This is a genomic window from Succinivibrio faecicola (assembly GCF_019448115.1).
In the GTDB taxonomy this organism is placed as follows: domain Bacteria; phylum Pseudomonadota; class Gammaproteobacteria; order Enterobacterales; family Succinivibrionaceae; genus Succinivibrio; species Succinivibrio faecicola.
Genome location: NZ_JAGFNY010000037.1, coordinates 1 through 18,076, shown reverse-complemented (window position 1 = coordinate 18,076; position 18,076 = coordinate 1). Strand labels below are relative to the sequence as shown.

17 protein-coding genes are annotated in these 18,076 nt (G+C 41.6%); all 17 read right to left on the bottom strand.

All coding sequences use genetic code 11. From position 1 onward, the window contains the following. On the bottom strand, positions 1-380 hold a 380-nt coding region (locus J5V48_RS08580; RefSeq protein ID WP_219938168.1), incomplete at its 3' end, for a GTP-binding protein. A 62-nt stretch (positions 381-442) separates the two neighbouring features. Further along, positions 443-2,551 carry an elongation factor G gene (gene fusA / locus J5V48_RS08575; RefSeq protein ID WP_219938167.1) on the bottom strand — a complete coding sequence of 703 codons (2,109 nt, stop codon included), beginning with the start codon at positions 2,549-2,551 and terminating at the stop codon, positions 443-445. Positions 2,552-2,569: 18 nt separating this feature from the next. Next, a complete protein-coding gene (gene rpsG, locus J5V48_RS08570; RefSeq protein WP_219938166.1) occupies positions 2,570-3,040 on the bottom strand; it encodes a 30S ribosomal protein S7 in 471 nt (156 codons plus the stop codon). An 85-nt stretch (positions 3,041-3,125) separates the two neighbouring features. Then, entirely contained in the window at positions 3,126-3,500 is a 375-nt protein-coding gene (rpsL, locus tag J5V48_RS08565; protein WP_219938165.1) for a 30S ribosomal protein S12, read from the bottom strand. Between the two features lie 160 nt (positions 3,501-3,660). Continuing rightward, the gene (locus J5V48_RS08560) at positions 3,661-3,903 is read right to left on the bottom strand and encodes a hypothetical protein (protein ID WP_219938164.1); all 243 of its coding nucleotides are present in this window, start codon (positions 3,901-3,903) and stop codon (positions 3,661-3,663) included. Continuing rightward, entirely contained in the window at positions 3,903-4,202 is a 300-nt protein-coding gene (locus J5V48_RS08555) for a hypothetical protein (RefSeq protein ID WP_219938163.1), read from the bottom strand. Before J5V48_RS08555 ends, J5V48_RS08560 begins: the two co-directional genes overlap by 1 nt. Further along, positions 4,203-4,556: a DsrE family protein gene (locus J5V48_RS08550; RefSeq protein ID WP_219938162.1), complete on the bottom strand. Its 354-nt coding sequence runs from the start codon at positions 4,554-4,556 to the stop codon at positions 4,203-4,205. A 55-nt stretch (positions 4,557-4,611) separates the two neighbouring features. Continuing rightward, a complete protein-coding gene (locus J5V48_RS08545) occupies positions 4,612-4,995 on the bottom strand; it encodes a RidA family protein (protein WP_219938161.1) in 384 nt (127 codons plus the stop codon). A 69-nt stretch (positions 4,996-5,064) separates the two neighbouring features. Continuing rightward, the gene (gene rpoC / locus J5V48_RS08540) at positions 5,065-9,510 is read right to left on the bottom strand and encodes a DNA-directed RNA polymerase subunit beta' (protein ID WP_255557784.1); all 4,446 of its coding nucleotides are present in this window, start codon (positions 9,508-9,510) and stop codon (positions 5,065-5,067) included. A 69-nt stretch (positions 9,511-9,579) separates the two neighbouring features. Further along, on the bottom strand, positions 9,580-14,058 hold the full coding sequence (gene rpoB, locus J5V48_RS08535) for a DNA-directed RNA polymerase subunit beta (protein ID WP_219938160.1): 4,479 nt from the start codon (positions 14,056-14,058) through the stop codon (positions 9,580-9,582). A 167-nt stretch (positions 14,059-14,225) separates the two neighbouring features. Further along, positions 14,226-14,594: a 50S ribosomal protein L7/L12 gene (rplL, locus tag J5V48_RS08530; RefSeq protein ID WP_219938159.1), complete on the bottom strand. Its 369-nt coding sequence runs from the start codon at positions 14,592-14,594 to the stop codon at positions 14,226-14,228. A 79-nt stretch (positions 14,595-14,673) separates the two neighbouring features. After that, a complete protein-coding gene (gene rplJ / locus J5V48_RS08525) occupies positions 14,674-15,180 on the bottom strand; it encodes a 50S ribosomal protein L10 (RefSeq protein WP_219938158.1) in 507 nt (168 codons plus the stop codon). Between the two features lie 177 nt (positions 15,181-15,357). Then, positions 15,358-16,068 carry a 50S ribosomal protein L1 gene (gene rplA, locus J5V48_RS08520; RefSeq protein WP_219938157.1) on the bottom strand — a complete coding sequence of 237 codons (711 nt, stop codon included), beginning with the start codon at positions 16,066-16,068 and terminating at the stop codon, positions 15,358-15,360. 4 nt (positions 16,069-16,072) lie between these two features. Beyond that, a complete protein-coding gene (gene rplK / locus J5V48_RS08515; protein WP_219938156.1) occupies positions 16,073-16,501 on the bottom strand; it encodes a 50S ribosomal protein L11 in 429 nt (142 codons plus the stop codon). A 239-nt stretch (positions 16,502-16,740) separates the two neighbouring features. Further along, entirely contained in the window at positions 16,741-17,412 is a 672-nt protein-coding gene (gene nusG, locus J5V48_RS08510; RefSeq protein WP_255557783.1) for a transcription termination/antitermination protein NusG, read from the bottom strand. A 23-nt stretch (positions 17,413-17,435) separates the two neighbouring features. Beyond that, positions 17,436-17,894: a preprotein translocase subunit SecE gene (gene secE, locus J5V48_RS08505; RefSeq protein WP_219938155.1), complete on the bottom strand. Its 459-nt coding sequence runs from the start codon at positions 17,892-17,894 to the stop codon at positions 17,436-17,438. A 107-nt stretch (positions 17,895-18,001) separates the two neighbouring features. Beyond that, positions 18,002-18,076, bottom strand: a 75-nt coding sequence (locus J5V48_RS08500; protein WP_219938034.1) for an EF-Tu C-terminal domain-related protein, incomplete at its 5' end; no start/stop codon positions are given.

Below are 18,076 nucleotides of genomic sequence, written 5' to 3'. Positions count from 1 at the left end.
CCTACCTGACGAGCTAATAGAATGTGCTCACGTGTCTGTGGCATAGGACCGTCTGTTGCTGCTACTACTAAGATAGCGCCGTCCATCTGTGCTGCACCAGTAATCATGTTCTTAACATAGTCAGCGTGACCTGGGCAGTCAACGTGTGCATAGTGACGGTTTGCTGTATCGTACTCAACGTGAGAGGTGTTAATGGTAATACCACGAGCCTTCTCTTCTGGTGCGTTATCGATCTGGTCGAACTTACGTGCCTCACCACCGAAAGTCTTTGCTAAAACAGTAGTGATAGCTGCAGTTAAAGTGGTCTTACCGTGATCAACGTGACCAATGGTACCAACGTTTACGTGGGTCTTACCACGGACAAACTTCTCTTTTGCCATTTTTTAATTTCCTTAGTTTTAGAGGTGCGGGGGTAACCGCACCAGTTAAATTAACAAATAAATTATTCAGACTTAGTCTGACGCTCAGCAATAACTGCCTCAGCGATATTTCTTGGAGCCTCAGCGTAGTGGCCAAATTCCATTACGTAAGAAGCACGGCCCTGAGTCTGTGAACGAAGGTCAGTTGCGTAACCAAACATTTCACCGAGAGGAACCATAGCATGAACGATCTTGCCCATAGGGCCGTCTTCCATACCTTCAACAAGAGCACGACGACGGTTTAAATCGCCGATAACATCACCCATGTACTCTTCAGGAGTGTCAACTTCAACCTTCATTAATGGCTCTAATAATACAGGCTGTGCCTTCTTGAAGCCATCCTTGAATGCCATAGAAGCTGCAATCTTGAATGCCATTTCTGATGAGTCAACTTCGTGGTAAGAACCGTCGAATACAGTGATCTTAACGTCTACTACTGGGTAACCAGCAATAACACCGTTAGCGATCTGCTCCTGACAGCCCTTATCGATAGCTGGAATGTATTCCTTAGGAATAACACCACCAACGATCTCGTTAACGAACTCGTAACCCTTGCCTTGCTCGAGAGGCTCGATACGTAACCAGCAGTGACCATACTGACCACGACCACCAGACTGACGAACAAACTTGCCTTCCTGCTCAACCTGAGCCTTGATTGTCTCACGGTATGCTACCTGTGGCTTACCAACGTTGCATTCAACTTTGAACTCACGACGCATACGGTCAACAATAATATCAAGGTGTAACTCACCCATACCAGAAATAATGGTCTGGCCTGACTCTTCATCAGTGCGAACACGGAATGAAGGATCTTCCTGAGCTAAACGGTTTAAAGCGATAGCCATCTTCTCCTGGTCAGCCTTAGTCTTAGGCTCAACAGCAACAGAGATAACTGGCTCTGGGAATTCGATTGACTCAAGTAGAATTGGATGCTCAGGATCACATAAGGTATCACCTGTTGTGGTTTCCTTTAAACCAATTGCTGCTACGATATCACCTGCGTGAACTTCCTTAACTTCCTGACGTGAGTTAGCGTGCATCTGAACTAAACGACCAAAACGCTCGCGCTTCTGCTTATCAGAGTTCATAACGGTATCGCCAGAAGCGATAACGCCTGAATAGCAACGTAAGAATGTTAAGTTACCTACGAATGGATCGTTAGCTAACTTGAATGCTAATGCTGAGAATGGAGCTGCATCATCAGCCTTACGTGTATCTGGGTTGCCATCTAAGGTCTTACCTTCAACATCAGGTACATCTGCTGGAGATGGTAAGTACTCAACAACAGCGTCAAGCATTGCCTGAACACCCTTGTTCTTGAATGCTGAACCACAGCACATAGGGACGATTTCGTTACGTAATGTACGCTCACGTAAACCAGCCTTGATTTCTTCTTCAGTTAACTCTTCGCCACCAAAGAACTTATCCATTAACTGCTCGTTAGCCTCAGCTGCTGCCTCAACTAACTTAGTACGCCACTCTTCAACTTCCTCAACCATATCTGCAGGAATTTCGGTGTACTCAAACTTCATACCCTGAGATGCTTCATCCCAGTCGATAGCCTGACGCTTGATTAAGTCAACTACACCAACGAAATTGTCTTCCTTACCGATAGGTAACATTAATGGAACTGGGTTACCCTTTAAACGAGTCTTGATCTGCTCAACAACACGTAAGAAGTTAGCACCAGTACGGTCCATCTTGTTAACGAAAGCAATACGTGGAACCTTGTACTTAACAGCCTGACGCCATACGGTCTCAGACTGTGGCTGAACACCACCTACAGCACAGTAAACCATAACTGCACCGTCAAGAACACGCATTGAACGCTCTACTTCAACAGTAAAGTCTACGTGGCCTGGGGTGTCAATAATATTGAAGCGGTATGCATTCTTCCACTGACCTGCCATACCATGCCAGAAACATGTTGTAGCAGCTGAAGTAATTGTAATACCACGCTCCTGCTCCTGAACCATCCAGTCCATGGTAGCAGCACCATCGTGAACCTCACCTAACTTGTGGCTCTTACCTGTATAGAATAAGATACGCTCGGTTGTGGTTGTCTTACCAGCATCAATGTGAGCACTGATACCGATGTTACGATAGAGATTAATCGGTGTTTCACGAACCATAATAAATTAACTCCTGTACTACCAGCGGAAGTGACTGAATGCCTTGTTAGCCTCAGCCATACGGTGAACATCTTCACGCTTCTTAACTGCAGTACCCTTGTTCTCAACTGCATCTGCCATTTCAGCTGCTAATCTTGCTGCCATGCTCTTCTCATGACGGTTACGAGCAGCCTCAACTAACCAACGCATAGCTAATGCGTTACCGCGTGCAGGACGAACTTCAACTGGAACCTGATAGTTAGCACCACCAACACGACGAGACTTAACTTCTACGTCTGGGCGGATGTGCTCAAGTGCCTCCTCAAACAGGGCGAGGTGGTCCTTGCCGCTCTTCTCAGAAATGGTGTCTAATGCGCCATATACGATGGCTTCAGCGATGGACTTCTTACCATCCTGCATTACGACATTGATAAACTTTGCTAATAACTCAGAATTAAATTTTGGATCTGGCAAAATTTTACGCTGAGCAACTTCACGACGTCTAGGCATTTATAAATCCTCTTAATTTCAGGGTTTTCCAAAACCTAAAATTTCATTAATTAAACTTGTTTGGCCTTACTCTACAGGGGTTATATTAAGCCTTAGGCTTCTTAACACCATACTTAGAGCGACCTTGCTTACGGTCTTTAACACCAGCGCAGTCTAAAGAACCACGAATGGTGTGGTAACGAACACCTGGTAAATCCTTAACACGACCACCACGGATCATTACTACAGAGTGCTCCTGAAGGTTGTGACCCTCACCACCAATGTATGAAGTAACTTCAAAACCATTAGTTAAACGAACACGGCATACCTTACGCATAGCTGAATTAGGCTTTTTAGGCTTGGTAGCATAAACACGGGTGCAAACGCCACGTTTCTGTGGGCAAGCTTCCAGAGCTGGAACCTTGTTCTTAGAAACTACTTTAACGCGTGGCTTGCGAACCAACTGATTAATAGTAGACATTAAATTAAAATCTCCTGTTAGTCCAAAATGGACAGATCTTACTATACCCCTACAAATAGGGTCTGTGAATTTTAATACAAATATAAATCAAAGATCAAATATTTTTTTTTGAAACGGCTTTTTTATGGGAAATGAGAGAAAAATTATCGCTTTTTTATAACTAAAGATTAACAAAGATTGTACTTTTTTCTTTTAATAGCGAATAGAATAGCTCTAAAGCTTCGTCATCTTCTAAACAAAACAGATTTTCTGTTTGAATAAAAGAGCTTTTTTCTCTTACTTTTTCAAGATCTGCACTAAATGAAATAAAGCAGTAATCATCATTTGTGATATTGCCTATGTCACTACTGCAAGATAACCAATTTGAGAAATCCCTTTTGTCGCTGATTATGTAAACTTTCATCAAAATACCACCACTTTTGAGCATTCTTTAACCAATTCATTCAACTTAACTTTTTGTGTTGATTCAAATCCACATGAAGAATATATCGGTATTTCATATAGCTCTAACTGCTTTAACTGTTTTCTTACATTTTCAGCTACACTATCATTATTTGATGACAGTTTAAGATCCTCTGTAAATGTCTTTGATAGAAATACGCTTACATCATCTCCTGCGTCAGCAAGATTTAACGAGCATTCAATTCCCTGTTTATATGTCATCGACTGACTGAAAGGAGTTTTAATTACAATTATGATCATTTATAACTCCAATACCTTGTCACATGAGGATATCATCATAGACAGCTCTGCATTTCCAGATAATGTGAATGATTTTTCTATACTCTCTACTGATATTCCTTTTTCCTGAAGGTCTCCACCGCAGACGTACATAGGAATTTTATATTTTTCGTACAGATCAGTGTAAGTTTTCTGAATGCCATACAAATCTGATCGTTTTTCCATCTCTACAGAAGTTATGCTTGTAGCATCATATCTGAAAAATATACCTTTAATATTAAGTTTTTCTTCGTAGGCTTTTTGCACGATATATTTAACAGTATTATGACTTACGCAATTACATGCAGAGCTTTTGACAATAATTAACAATTCCATAAAAAAAATATCCTCTAAATAGAGGATACTACAAATTTAAAAAAAATAATGTGCATTAAACTGCAGCGATCACTTCAATTTCGCAAAGTGCGCCTTTAGGTAGATCGATTCCACCTACGCATGAACGAGCTGGTGCAGGAGCATTAAAAAACTCAGCATATACAGCGTTGAATGCAGCAAAATCATTGATATCCTTTAAAAAACAGGTGGTTTTGATTACTTTTGATAAATCAGAGCCTGCAGCTTCAACTAATGCTTTTACGTTAGATAAAGCCTGTCTTGCCTGCTCAGCAATTCCACCTTCAACCATAGCACCTGTCGCAGGAACTAATGGGATCTGGCCAGATGCAAATAATAAACCATTTACAATCTTGCCCTGAACATATGGACCAATTGCAGCTGGTGCATTTTCAGTTGATATAACTTTGATATCGCTCATTTGTTTTCTCCAAAATAAAATGCCCCACCAAATTCTGGAAGGGCATCTGATTTAAATCATAACTTTAAATTAGTTATTGCCAACAGAGCTTGAATCAGCCGCTTCTAAAGCTGCTGATAACTGCTTCTGAAGATCATCTGCTGAAACTGTCTGCTCTGAATCATTTGTCTGATTCATGCGAGCAAACTCTTCACGTCGCTGCTTATGGTACTTATAACCAGTACCAGCAGGGATTAGACGACCTACGATTACGTTTTCCTTCAAGCCACGTAACTCATCAACCTTACCCTCAACAGAAGCCTCGGTAAGAACACGAGTTGTTTCCTGGAAGGATGCAGCTGAAATGAAGCTGTCGGTGCTTAAAGATGCCTTTGTCAGACCCATTAGAATGTGTCTGTAGCAAACCTGCTTCTTGCCTTCTGCAGCTAGCTTTTCGTTTACGATACGTACACGAGAAACTTCAGCAATTTCGCCTGTTAAGAACTCTCTGCTGTCGCCTGCATCAAGGATTTCACACTTACGTAACATCTGACGAACGATAACTTCAATGTGCTTATCGTTAATCTTAACACCCTGTAAGCGGTAAACATCCTGAACCTCGTTTACGATGTAGTTAGCTACAGCGTTTACACCACGTAATCTTAAGATATCGTGTGGTGACTCAGGACCTTCAGCGATCATTTCACCCTTAGTTACAGTTTCACCTTCGAAAACATTCAGGTTACGTGATAGAGGAATCATCTCCTCGTGCTCCTGAAGTGCATTTCCGATTTCGTCAACTGAACCTGGTGTTGGAGTAATTACTAAACGACGCTTTGACTTAGTTTCCTTACCAAAGGTAATGGTACCTGAAATCTCTGCAAGAATTGCAGGCTCCTTAGGAGCACGAGCTTCGAATAAGTCAGCAACACGTGGAAGACCACCGGTAATATCCTTAGTACCGCCAGCAACCTGAGGAATACGAGCAATAACGTCACCGATATTGATCTCAGCACCATCCTGTAACTGAACGATAGCTTTTGCCTGAAGCATGTACTGAGCAGCAACTTCAGTACCAGGAATCATTACATCCTTGCCCTTAGCATCAACAATCTTTACAGAAGGTCTCTTTTCCTTACCCTGAGTTGGACGAGCAGCTAATTCTCTAACTTCGATAGAAGAGATACCTAATGCCTCATCATCTTTCTTATCAACAGTAACGCCTTCAATAATATCTGTATATTTAATGAAACCGTGTACTTCAGAAATAATTGGATGAGTATGTGGATCCCAACGAGCTACAGTCTGACCGACCTTAACCTGATCGCCTTCTTTAATCTCAAGAACAGCACCGTAAGGAATCTTATGGCTTTCCTTTACAGAACCAAACTCATCGATAACAAATAACTCTGACTGACGTGAGGTAACAACCTGCTTGCCTTCAGTATTTGTTACAAATTTTGAGTTTTCAAATCTTGCAACACCGCTGTTTCTTACTGTAGCAGCTGATTCAGCAACAGCACGTGATGCGGCACCACCGATGTGGAATGTACGCATGGTTAACTGTGTACCAGGCTCACCGATTGACTGAGCAGCGATAACACCAACTGCCTCACCAGGGTTTACCATATGACCACGAGCTAAATCACGGCCGTAGCACTTAGCACAGATACCAAACTTGGTCTTACAGGTGATAGGTGAACGAACCTTTACTCTATCAACGCTGTGAGCTTCTAGAACTGAGCAAAGTTTCTCATCAAGTAAAGTACCCTTTGCAATCAGAACATCCTTTGAACCTGGCTTTAATACGTCTGCAGCTAATGTTCTACCTAAAACACGGTCACGTAATGTTTCGATAACATCACCACCATTTACGTGTGGTGTAATCTCTAAACCATCATCTGTACCGCAATCGTCCTCAGTAATAACCATATCCTGAGCAACGTCAACAAGACGACGTGTTAAGTAACCAGAGTTTGCGGTCTTAAGTGCTGTATCAGCAAGACCCTTACGAGCACCGTGGGTTGAAATGAAGTACTGCTGTACGTTCAGACCTTCACGGAAGTTAGCTGTAATAGGAGTCTCAATAATAGAACCATCAGGTTTTGCCATCAGACCACGCATACCAGCTAGCTGACGAATCTGAGCTGGAGAACCACGAGCACCAGAGTCAGCCATCATATAGATGCTGTTGAATGAAGCTTCCTGCTCATCCTCACCAAGAATATTCTTAGCTGTCTGGATTGAGAGGTTAGCCATCATGGCTTTACCAACCTTATCGTTAGCGCTTGACCAGACGTCGATTACCTTATTGTATCTCTCACCAACAGTAATCTGACCATTATCATACTGGTCCTGAATTTCCATAACTTCCTTCTGAGCAGAAGAAATAATTGTATATTTCTCCTTAGGAATGAGCATATCGTCAACACATACAGATGAACCAGAAATTGCTGCGTTAGCAAAACCGGTATACATGATGTGGTCAGCAAACATAACTGTATCCTTAAGACCTAACTTGTGATAGCAGTTATTTAATAATGCACCGATCTTCTTCTTTCCTAATGGTACGTTAGAAACATGGGTAAACCAGTTCTTTTCCTTCAGGATCTCGTGAATATTTTCCTGAGTTACACCCTCAGCAGGAGGATCGATTAAATCGAATGATAAGCCCTTAGGTAAGATCAGAGATAACATAGCACGACCAACTGTTGTTAGACGTAACTCGTTGTGCTCTACAAACTCACCTGTATCAGTGTTCTTTTCAAAGTAGTGAACACGACAAGCAATACGTGCATGGAAATCAACCTGATCTGCCTTGTACAGACGTTCAGCTTCCTTAGCATCTGACAGAATCAGACCCTCACCACGAGCACCGATTCTCATACGGGTCATGTAGTAAAGACCTAACACAACGTCCTGTGCTGGAACAATGATAGGATCACCAGATGCTGGTGAAAGAACATTGTTGGTTGACATCATTAAAGCACGAGCTTCTAGCTGAGCTTCTAATGTTAAAGGTACGTGAACAGCCATCTGGTCACCGTCGAAGTCAGCGTTGAATGCTGGACATACTAGAGGATGCAGACGAATTGCCTTACCTTCAATCAGAACAGGCTCGAACGCCTGAATACCTAATCTGTGCAGAGTAGGAGCACGGTTTAACATAATAGGATGCTCACGAATTACTTCGTCTAATACATCCCATACAATTGCATCCTCTCTTTCAACCATCTTCTTTGCAGCCTTAATAGTGGTTGCAAAGCCACGTAATTCTAAACGACCGTAAATGAATGGCTTGAATAACTCAATAGCCATCTTCTTTGGAAGACCACACTGGTGTAAGCGTAAGAATGGACCACAGGTAATTACAGAACGACCTGAGTAGTCAACACGCTTACCTAACAGGTTCTGACGGAAACGACCCTGCTTACCCTTAATCATGTCTGCTAATGACTTTAGAGCACGCTTGTTAGAACCAGTGATTGCTCTACCGCGACGGCCGTTGTCCATTAAAGCGTCAACAGATTCCTGAAGCATACGCTTCTCGTTACGAACGATAATCTCAGGAGCAGCTAAATCTAATAGTCTCTTCAGACGGTTGTTACGGTTGATTACACGACGATATAGATCATTTAGATCGGAAGTTGCGAATCTACCGCCGTCTAATGGCACTAATGGACGTAAATCTGGAGGTAAAACTGGTAATACAGTTAAAATCATCCACTCAGGCTTGTTACCTGAATTTAAGAATGACTCAATTAACTTTAATCTCTTAGCATACTTCTTGCGGTTTGACTCTGAAGAAGTGCTATCAAGAGCTTCGCGAACAACCTTTAATTCTTCTTCAAGATTGATCTGCTTTAATAAGTCTAAGATTGCCTCAGCACCCATCTTAGCGGTGAAATCATCACCGTACTGGGTTAATGCATCTACGTACTGCTCTTCAGTTAATAAATCACGCTCTTTAAGCTCTGTCATTCCAGGGTCGGTAACAACATAGCTCTCGAAATATAGCACGCTTTCAATATCGCGTAACTTCATATCTAACATTAAGCCGATACGAGATGGTAAAGACTTTAAGTACCAAATATGAGCTACAGGTGAAGCAAGCTCAATGTGACCCATACGCTCACGACGTACTTTAGCCTGAGTTACTTCTACACCACACTTATCACAGATAGTTCCGCGGTGCTTTAAGCGCTTGTACTTACCGCATAAACACTCATAATCCTTAATTGGTCCGAAAATCTTAGCACAGAATAGACCATCTCTTTCTGGCTTGAATGTACGGTAATTAATGGTTTCTGGCTTCTTAACCTCACCATATGACCATGCTCTGATCATCTCAGGTGATGCTAAACCGATCTTAATAGCATCAAAGTCCTCAAGGCGCTGCTTAAAGGCATTGCTACGGTTTGCTAATTTGCCAAGGCTACCGCTTAACTCAAGATCCATTGCTGGCTCCTGATCAACAGTCTCCTGAGGCTGACTTGCAAAACCCTCTAGAAGATCGTCATTTAAACCGTTTTCCATATTGCTCACAACAGTTTCTCCTATTGTTGATCCCAAACAGGGGTGAGTTTTTCACCCCTTTGCGGAAACTTAATCCTTGCGGACAAGGTCGATATTAATACCAAGTGAACGAATTTCACGTAACAGAACATTGAATGACTCTGGAATACCAGCTTCCATTGTGTACTTACCATCAACAATATTCTTATACATCTTGGTTCTGCCGTTAACGTCATCAGACTTAACAGTAAGCATTTCACGAAGTGTGTAAGCTGCACCGTAAGCTTCAAGTGCCCAAACTTCCATTTCACCGAAACGCTGACCACCGAACTGAGCCTTACCACCAAGTGGCTGCTGAGTTACTAAGCTGTATGAACCGGTTGAACGAGCATGCATCTTGTCATCAACTAAGTGATTCAACTTGAGCATGTACATATAACCAACGGTTACCTTACGCTCAAATGCGCGGCCTGTTCTTCCATCAAATAATGTCATCTGGCCAGACTCTGGTAAGCCAGCCATCTTTAACATTTCTTTGATGTTTTCTTCCTGTGCACCGTCAAATACTGGAGTTGCAACAGGTAGACCATCACGTAAATTGTTTGCAAGGGTCATAACCTCAGCATCTGACATTGCTGAAATGTCAACTTCCTGAGATGTATCACCTAAATCATAGATTTCCTGTAAGGTCTTTCTGATTTCTGCAATAGCTTTCTGCTGAACGATCATTTTATTGATCTTTTCACCAATGCCCTTTGCTGCGAGACCTAAATGAACTTCAAGAACCTGACCGATGTTCATACGTGAAGGAACACCTAGTGGGTTCAGAACCATATCTACTGGTCTACCAGTCTCATCATATGGCATATCTTCAATAGGATTAATCTTAGAGATAACACCCTTGTTACCATGACGACCAGCAAGCTTATCACCTGGCTGAATACGACGCTTAACAGCTACGTATACCTTAACGATCTTTAGAACGCCTGGAGTTAAGTCGTCACCATCGGTGAACTTCTTCTTCTCAGCTTCAAACTTATCGTGGTATTCTTTCTCAAAGCTCTTTAAGCGCTCTGCGAAAGCTTCTAACTGTCTTTGTGCCTTGTCGTCAGATAAATTCTGCTCTAACAGCTGCTCATCAGATAATGAATCAACCTGCTGCTGAGTCATGCCATTCTTAACTAAATGAACACGAACCTGATGCATTAAACCCTGAGTTAAGAAAGCAAACTCTTCGTCTAAGTCCTTCTTAGCCTGGTTGATATGCATCTCTTCAATTTCTTTAGCACGCTTGTCCTTTTCAACGCCTTCACGTGTAAAGATCTGAACATCAACAACAGTACCGGTTTCACCGTTAGGTAATCTTAATGATGAATCCTTAACCTCTGATGCCTTCTCACCGAAGATTGCGCGTAACAGTTTTTCTTCTGGAGTTAACTGAGTTTCACCCTTAGGTGTTACCTTACCAACAAGAATATCGCCACCAACAACTTCAGCACCAACGTAAACAATACCTGCCTCATCAAGCTTAGATAAAGCATTCTCACCTACATTTGGAATATCAGCTGTAATTTCCTCTGGTCCTAACTTTGTATCACGTGCAACACAGGTCATTTCCTCAATATGAATTGTGGTTAAACGATCCTTTGCGGCAACTCTTTCTGATACTAAGATAGAATCCTCATAGTTATAACCATTCCATGGCATGAATGCGATTCTCATGTTCTGACCAAGAGCTAATTCGCCCATATCAGTTGAAGAACCGTCAGCAATCACGTCACCAGCCTTAACCTGCTCATTTAAGCCAACGCATGGACGCTGATTAATGCATGTATTCTGGTTTGAACGGGTGTACTTGATCAGGTTGTAAATATCGATACCTGCATCATTGTCACCTTCGATCTCATCAATGTTTACTCGAATTACGATACGACCGCCATCAACGTGCTGTACAACACCGCCACGCTTTGCAATGATAGATACGCCTGAGTCAACAGCTACCGCACGTTCCATACCAGTACCAACGAATGGTTTCTCAGAACGAACTGTAGGAACTGCCTGACGCTGCATGTTTGCACCCATCAGAGCACGGTTAGCATCATCATGCTCAAGGAATGGAATCAGCGCAGCTGCAACAGAAATAATCTGCTGAGGTGAAACGTCCATAAACTGAACATCTGAAGCTCTTCTAACTTCTGATTCACCCTTATAACGACACTGTACATAATCAGATAAGATCTTACCGTTTTCGTCTAAATCGGTATTAGCCTGAGCAATAACGTACTGACCTTCATCAATTGCAGATAAGTACTGGAATTCTTCAGTAACAACACCATCCTTAACATAACGGTATGGAGTCTCTAAGAAACCGTAGTCATTGCAACGTGCGAACACAGCTAAAGAGTTAATCAGACCGATGTTTGGACCTTCAGGAGTCTCAATAGGACATAAACGACCATAGTGAGTTGGATGAACGTCTCGAACCTCGAAGCCTGCTCTCTCGCGGGTAAGACCACCAGGGCCTAATGCTGAGATACGACGCTTGTGTGTTACTTCAGACAGTGGATTGTTCTGATCCATGAACTGAGATAACTGGCTTGAACCGTAGAATTCTTTAATAGCTGCAGAAATTGGCTTGGCGTTGATAAGCTCCTGTGGAGTAGTATTGTCTAGATCACCTAAAGATAATCTTTCCTTAACAGCTCTTTCAACACGAACTAAACCAATACGGAACTGGTTTTCTGCCATTTCACCAACTGAACGAATACGACGGTTACCTAAGTGATCGATATCGTCAATTGTCTCTTTACCGTTACGGATCTTAACTAAGTAACGGATAACCTTGATAATATCTGAATGGTTTAGAGTTCCACGCAGTGCTTCATTTTCAATGAATGAAGTATCAAGATTGATTGGCTTACCCTTAGAATCAGTTGCCTTTGCATCTAATTCTTTTACGTTAGATGAAAGATCTAATACAGATAATGGGAGAATGATTGCTCTATCATATGTAAATGCTTCACCATCTTTTGGTGTAATCTTTACTTTATGTAACAATCTTTCCTGTGCAGGTAACATCTCATTCTTCTTTGAAGGAATAAGAATGTTATCTAAGAAGCCTAACAGCTTGTCAGCAACTCTCTCTGGGGAGGTGTTTGGCATACAAGCAACTTCTGCTTCATCAAGTAATGGCTTGATTGAGTCGACGATCTGTGGATACTGAGCATACACAAAACCATCAACAACAGAAATACCACTATCCTGAGTATTTATTTCAACATCAGATGATAAAAGTCTAGATACACCTGCCTTGAAGCTCTTTTCCTCAACAAAGCGACTATCAAACTTCATACGGCCAACAGAAGATAAATCATATCTGTCTTCTGCGAAGAATAGATTCTTGAATAATACTTCAGCAGCTTCAACTGTTGGAATTTCACCAGGACGCATCATCTTATAGATTTCAAATAAAGCAGCATTTCTATCTGCTTCATCAGATGATAAATCTCTTGTGGTATCGTTGCGTAGAGTATCAGCGATGAAAGGACCCTCATCAACTGCACTTGTATAAAGAATTTCAATCTTCTTTAAGCCATTCTCTGAAATAGCCTTTAAATTGTCTTCATTTAGTAGTGTGTTAGCAGCTAATACTACTTCGCCATCTTTGTTACGATAATCTTTAGCAACAATCTTGTCTAAGAGGAACTCTGCTGGAACCTCAATTGAAGTTACCTCAGCCTTCTTTAACTGACGTACATGACGGGCTGTAATCTTCATGCCCTTTTCAACGATTACATCTTTTCCAACTTTAATATCGAAAGATGCAGTTTCGCCACGCAATGACTCAGGAACTAATTCCATAGAAATTGACTTGCTCTTGAAATCAATCTCAACAGTATCAAAGAATAAACCTAAGATTTGCTCGGTATTGTAACCTAATGCACGTAATAGAACTGTTGCAGGTAACTTACGTCTGCGATCGATTCTAACGTATAGATTATCGCGATGATCAAATTCAAAATCTAGCCATGAGCCACGGTATGGGATTACACGAGCGCTAAATAAGATACGACCAGGATATGTCTTACCTCTGTCGTTATCGAAGAATACGCTAGGGCTACGATGTAATTGTGACACAACAACACGTTCAGTACCGTTAACGATGAAAGTACCGTTATCTGTCATGAGTGGGATTTCACCCATGTATACATCTTGGTCGATACGCTCTTTAACAGTCTTTAAATTGTCTTTCTCATAGCGTACTAAGCTTAATTTAACCTTTAAAGGTGCTGAATAAGTAGTACCACGAATCATACATTCGCGTACATTAAACTTAGGCTCACCTAAATGGAAGCTGTTGTAGCAAAGTTCAGCATTACCAGAGTAACTCTTAATTGGGAATACACTCTTAAATGCAGCGACCAAACCATTTTCATTGTTTGGATCTGAACTAATAAATTGTTTAAATGAATCGAGTTGTACTGCTAATAAGTAAGGAGTATCAAGAACTTTAACTCTCTTACCGAAATCCTTACGGATGCGTTTTTGCTCTGTGTAGGAGTAGACCATGGATAGGTGATCCTCTATTTGATCTGTTTCCGAAAAGACGCCTAAGCATCTTCATGTATCTTATAGGCACCGAACCCGATCCCTCCAAAAGGGGGGCTCGGGTCACATTTTTGACAGATTTTTAAGCTGTCATTGGTCCAGTGCGAACCAATTGCATTAGCTATAGATTAAACTAAAGCAGCCTCTGCACCAGCCTCAACTAAAGCCTTAACTAAAGCTTCAGCGTCAGCCTTTGGCATTGCTTCCTTAACCTTAGCAGGAGCAGACTCAACTAAGTCCTTAGCTTCCTTTAAGCCTAAACCAGTTGCTGTACGAACTGCCTTAATAACAGCAATCTTGTTAGCACCAGCTGACTTTAATTCAACGTCGAACTCGGTCTTCTCTTCAGCTGCAGCAGCGCCAGCAGCAGGAGCAGCAGCAACAGCAGCTGCAGCAGAAACACCGAACTTCTCTTCCATAGCTTTTACTAACTCTACAACTTCAGTAACAGATAGAGCAGCAATTGCCTCAATGATTTCATCCTTAGATAAAGCCATTTTTAAACTTCCTATAAAATAACCAGGCTATGCCTGAAAAAAAACAATCGACTAAATAGTCAAACCTAAGCAACGCTAATTATGCGTTTGCTTCTGAACCAAGCTTCTCGCCCAAAGCAGCAAGAGTACGTACAAGCTTGCCAGCTGCAGCCTCTTTCATTGTTGCCATTAACTGAGCAATAGCTTCTTCGTATGTTGGTAATGTTGCAAGAACATCAATGTCTTTGCTGTCGTATGCTTTGCCTTCAAAAGCTAATGCTTTAACTTTGAAGCTATCACATGTCTTAGCAAAATTCTTGAAGATTCTAGCAGCTGCACCTGGATGCTCAAGAGATAAACCAATAATGGTTGGACCCTTGCATGAATCCTTGATGCACTCAAACTCAGTACCTTCTAAAGCACGGGTTAATAATGTGTTACGTACAACATGTAAGTAAACATTGTTAGCACGAGCCTCTTTACGAAGCTGAGTTAAGCTTGCTACAGGAATACCGCATGAATCTGCAGTAACAGCTGACACAGCTTTCTTGGCAACTTCGGCGACTTCAGCAACGATTGCCTTTTTGTCTTCGATATTCAATGCCATTTTTAGCAGTGACTCCTGGAATGTCCATATGGACTATACCCTTTCGGGACCTTGGAACCAGGCGATCTGGTTCCGCCTACGCAGGATGATTAAGGTACTACCCCCTGCGGTCTTTGGTTTGGTGGCTATGCCCCCTTTCCAAAAATTCTTTAAGTCCTAGTACCTAGACTTGAACAACTAGTTCTGTGAGGTATTGTCTGATAAAGTAGCTTTATCAACAGTTAAACCAACACCCATAGTTGTTGAAACGCTAATCTTCTTGATGAAGGTACCCTTAGCAGCAGCTGGCTTCTGCTTAACAATAGCAGCAACAAGAGCTGATAAGTTGTCAGATAACTGATCTGCAGTGAAGCTTACCTTACCGATTGAAGTCTGGATATTACCAGCCTTGTCGTTACGGTAGCGAACCTGACCAGCCTTTGCGTTCTTAACTGCAGTTGCTACGTCACGAGTTACAGTACCAACCTTAGGGTTTGGCATTAAACCACGTGGACCTAAGATCTGACCTAACTGACCTACAACACGCATTGCATCTGGAGAAGCAATAACAACGTCAAAGTCTGACTTACCCTTCTTAACTTCAGCTGCTAACTCGTCCATACCAACGAAATCAGCACCTGCTGCCTTAGCCTGATCTGCTAATTCACCCTGGGTGAATACTAAAACACGAACGGTCTTACCAGTACCATGAGGTAAAACGGTAGCACCACGAACGTTCTGATCTGACTTAGTAGCATCAATACCCAACTGGATTGATACGTCAACGCTTTCTACGAACTTTGCCTTAGCGGTTGACTTTAGTAATTCAAAACCAGCCTTTACATCATACTGCTTGGTCTTATCAACAGCTGCACGAATCTCTTTTAAACGCTTTGCAATCTTAGCCATCGAATTAACCCTCCACCTGGATGCCCATTGAACGTGCGGTACCAGCAATAGTACGTGCTGATGCATCTACGTCTGCACCGGTCATATCAGGCTCTTTAGCCTTAGCAATTTCACGGCACTGATCCATAGTGATCTTACCAGCAACCTCAGTACCTGGCTTATGTGAACCAGACTTAAGATTTAAAGTCTTCTTAATTAAGTAAGAAGCTGGGGTTGACTTAGATACGAAGGTAAATGACTTATCTGAATATACGGTGATAATTACAGGAACAGGTAAGCCCTTTTCCATGTTTGAAGTCTTAGCATTGAATGCCTTACAGAACTCCATAATGTTAACACCGTGCTGACCTAAAGCTGGGCCAACTGGAGGAGCTGGATTAGCATTACCAGCACCAACTTGTAATTTGATATAGGCAGTAACTTTCTTTGCCATTTTTTAGATTCCTATAAAATATGGGTAATATCGCGTGTGCTAACACGCTTCCCGACCAATAATGGTATTACTATTTTTACGAGTACTCGTAAAAAATAGTTTTAAGATTATACAGAATTTTTAGACACTGATCAACTATTTTTTTTATAAACCGCTTTTTTATCAGCAAGAATACAAAATTTATTGAAATAGAAGGATTTTATGAGAATGTGCAACCTATCAGGTTGCACACATGTGAATTAAAGATCTTTTTCGACCTGAGTAAAGTCGAGTTCAACTGGAGTTGCTCTACCAAAAATAGCAATTGAAACTGTTAGTCGATTCTTCTCGTAATCAACCTTTTCAACAGTACCAACGAAATCTTTGAAAGCACCCTCAATTGCACGAACGTGCTCACCAACCTCGAACATAGTCTTTGGACGTGGTGAATCCTCAGTCTCCTTGAGGCGATTTAAAATCTTGTTTGCTTCAGCTTCTGTAATAGGAAGTGGTTTTTCAGAAGTTCCACCAATAAATCCTAAAACTCGATCGGTATGCTTAACTAACTGCCATGACTCAGAAGTCATTCTCATGTTAACTAAAACATATCCAGGGAAAAACTTTCTCTCTGACTCACGCTTCTTTCCATCTTTGATTTCTTTAACTTTCTCTTTTGGAACAAGAATCTCGCCAAAGTATTCTTCCATACCATGGATCTTAATTCTTTCCTGTAAAGTTAAAGCAACTCTCTGCTCAAAGCCAGAAAAGGCCTGAATAACATACCAGCGGAAAGAATCACCACCAAAATAGTTATTCTTCTTTGCAGGTACCTTTCCTTCCTCGGAAGCAACGGTCTGAACTGCACTTGAAGCATCAGTTGAAGATGGAGCTTCAGTCATTAATGGTGCATCAACAATTTCATCTTTAGTCATAGTTACATCCTTAGGAGACTAACTTATAGAGTAAATAGGCGAACAATCTGTAAAAAGATTACATCACAGAAATACAGGAATAAACTTACAACGCAAACTGCAACAAATACAATAAAAGTTGTCTGAACAGCTTCCTGACGTGTAGGCCATACAACCTTTCTTAGTTCAGCATATGCCTGACGAGAAAAACTTAATAAAGCGCGGCCTTTATTTGTTAAAAGTGCGCTACCTAAACCTAGAGCAAGCCCTAAAATAACAATAGCAACACGTGTTAAACGACCTAATGTTGTTTCATCAACAACTACAAAATTAGTGTAATAGTAATTTCCAATAATAGCAGAAGCTACAATTACAACTGAAAGAATCCAGAATACAGCACTTAATGCTGGAGAGATGAAAAGATCAGCATTTGCCCCCTGAGCTGGCTTTTTAGCTGTATTTTTTTTATCTGCAGTGGCAACTTTGCCTTTATTGTCTGCCATAGGATTTATCCGTTTTAAATATCGCGATTTAACTCGCTATAGACAATTAAACCGCAACAGCATGTAACTGCTGTTGCGGAACATAATAATGCTAGTATAAAAAGGTATTACTCGATGATCTTACCAACAACACCAGCACCTACAGTACGACCACCCTCACGGATAGCGAATCTCTCACCCTC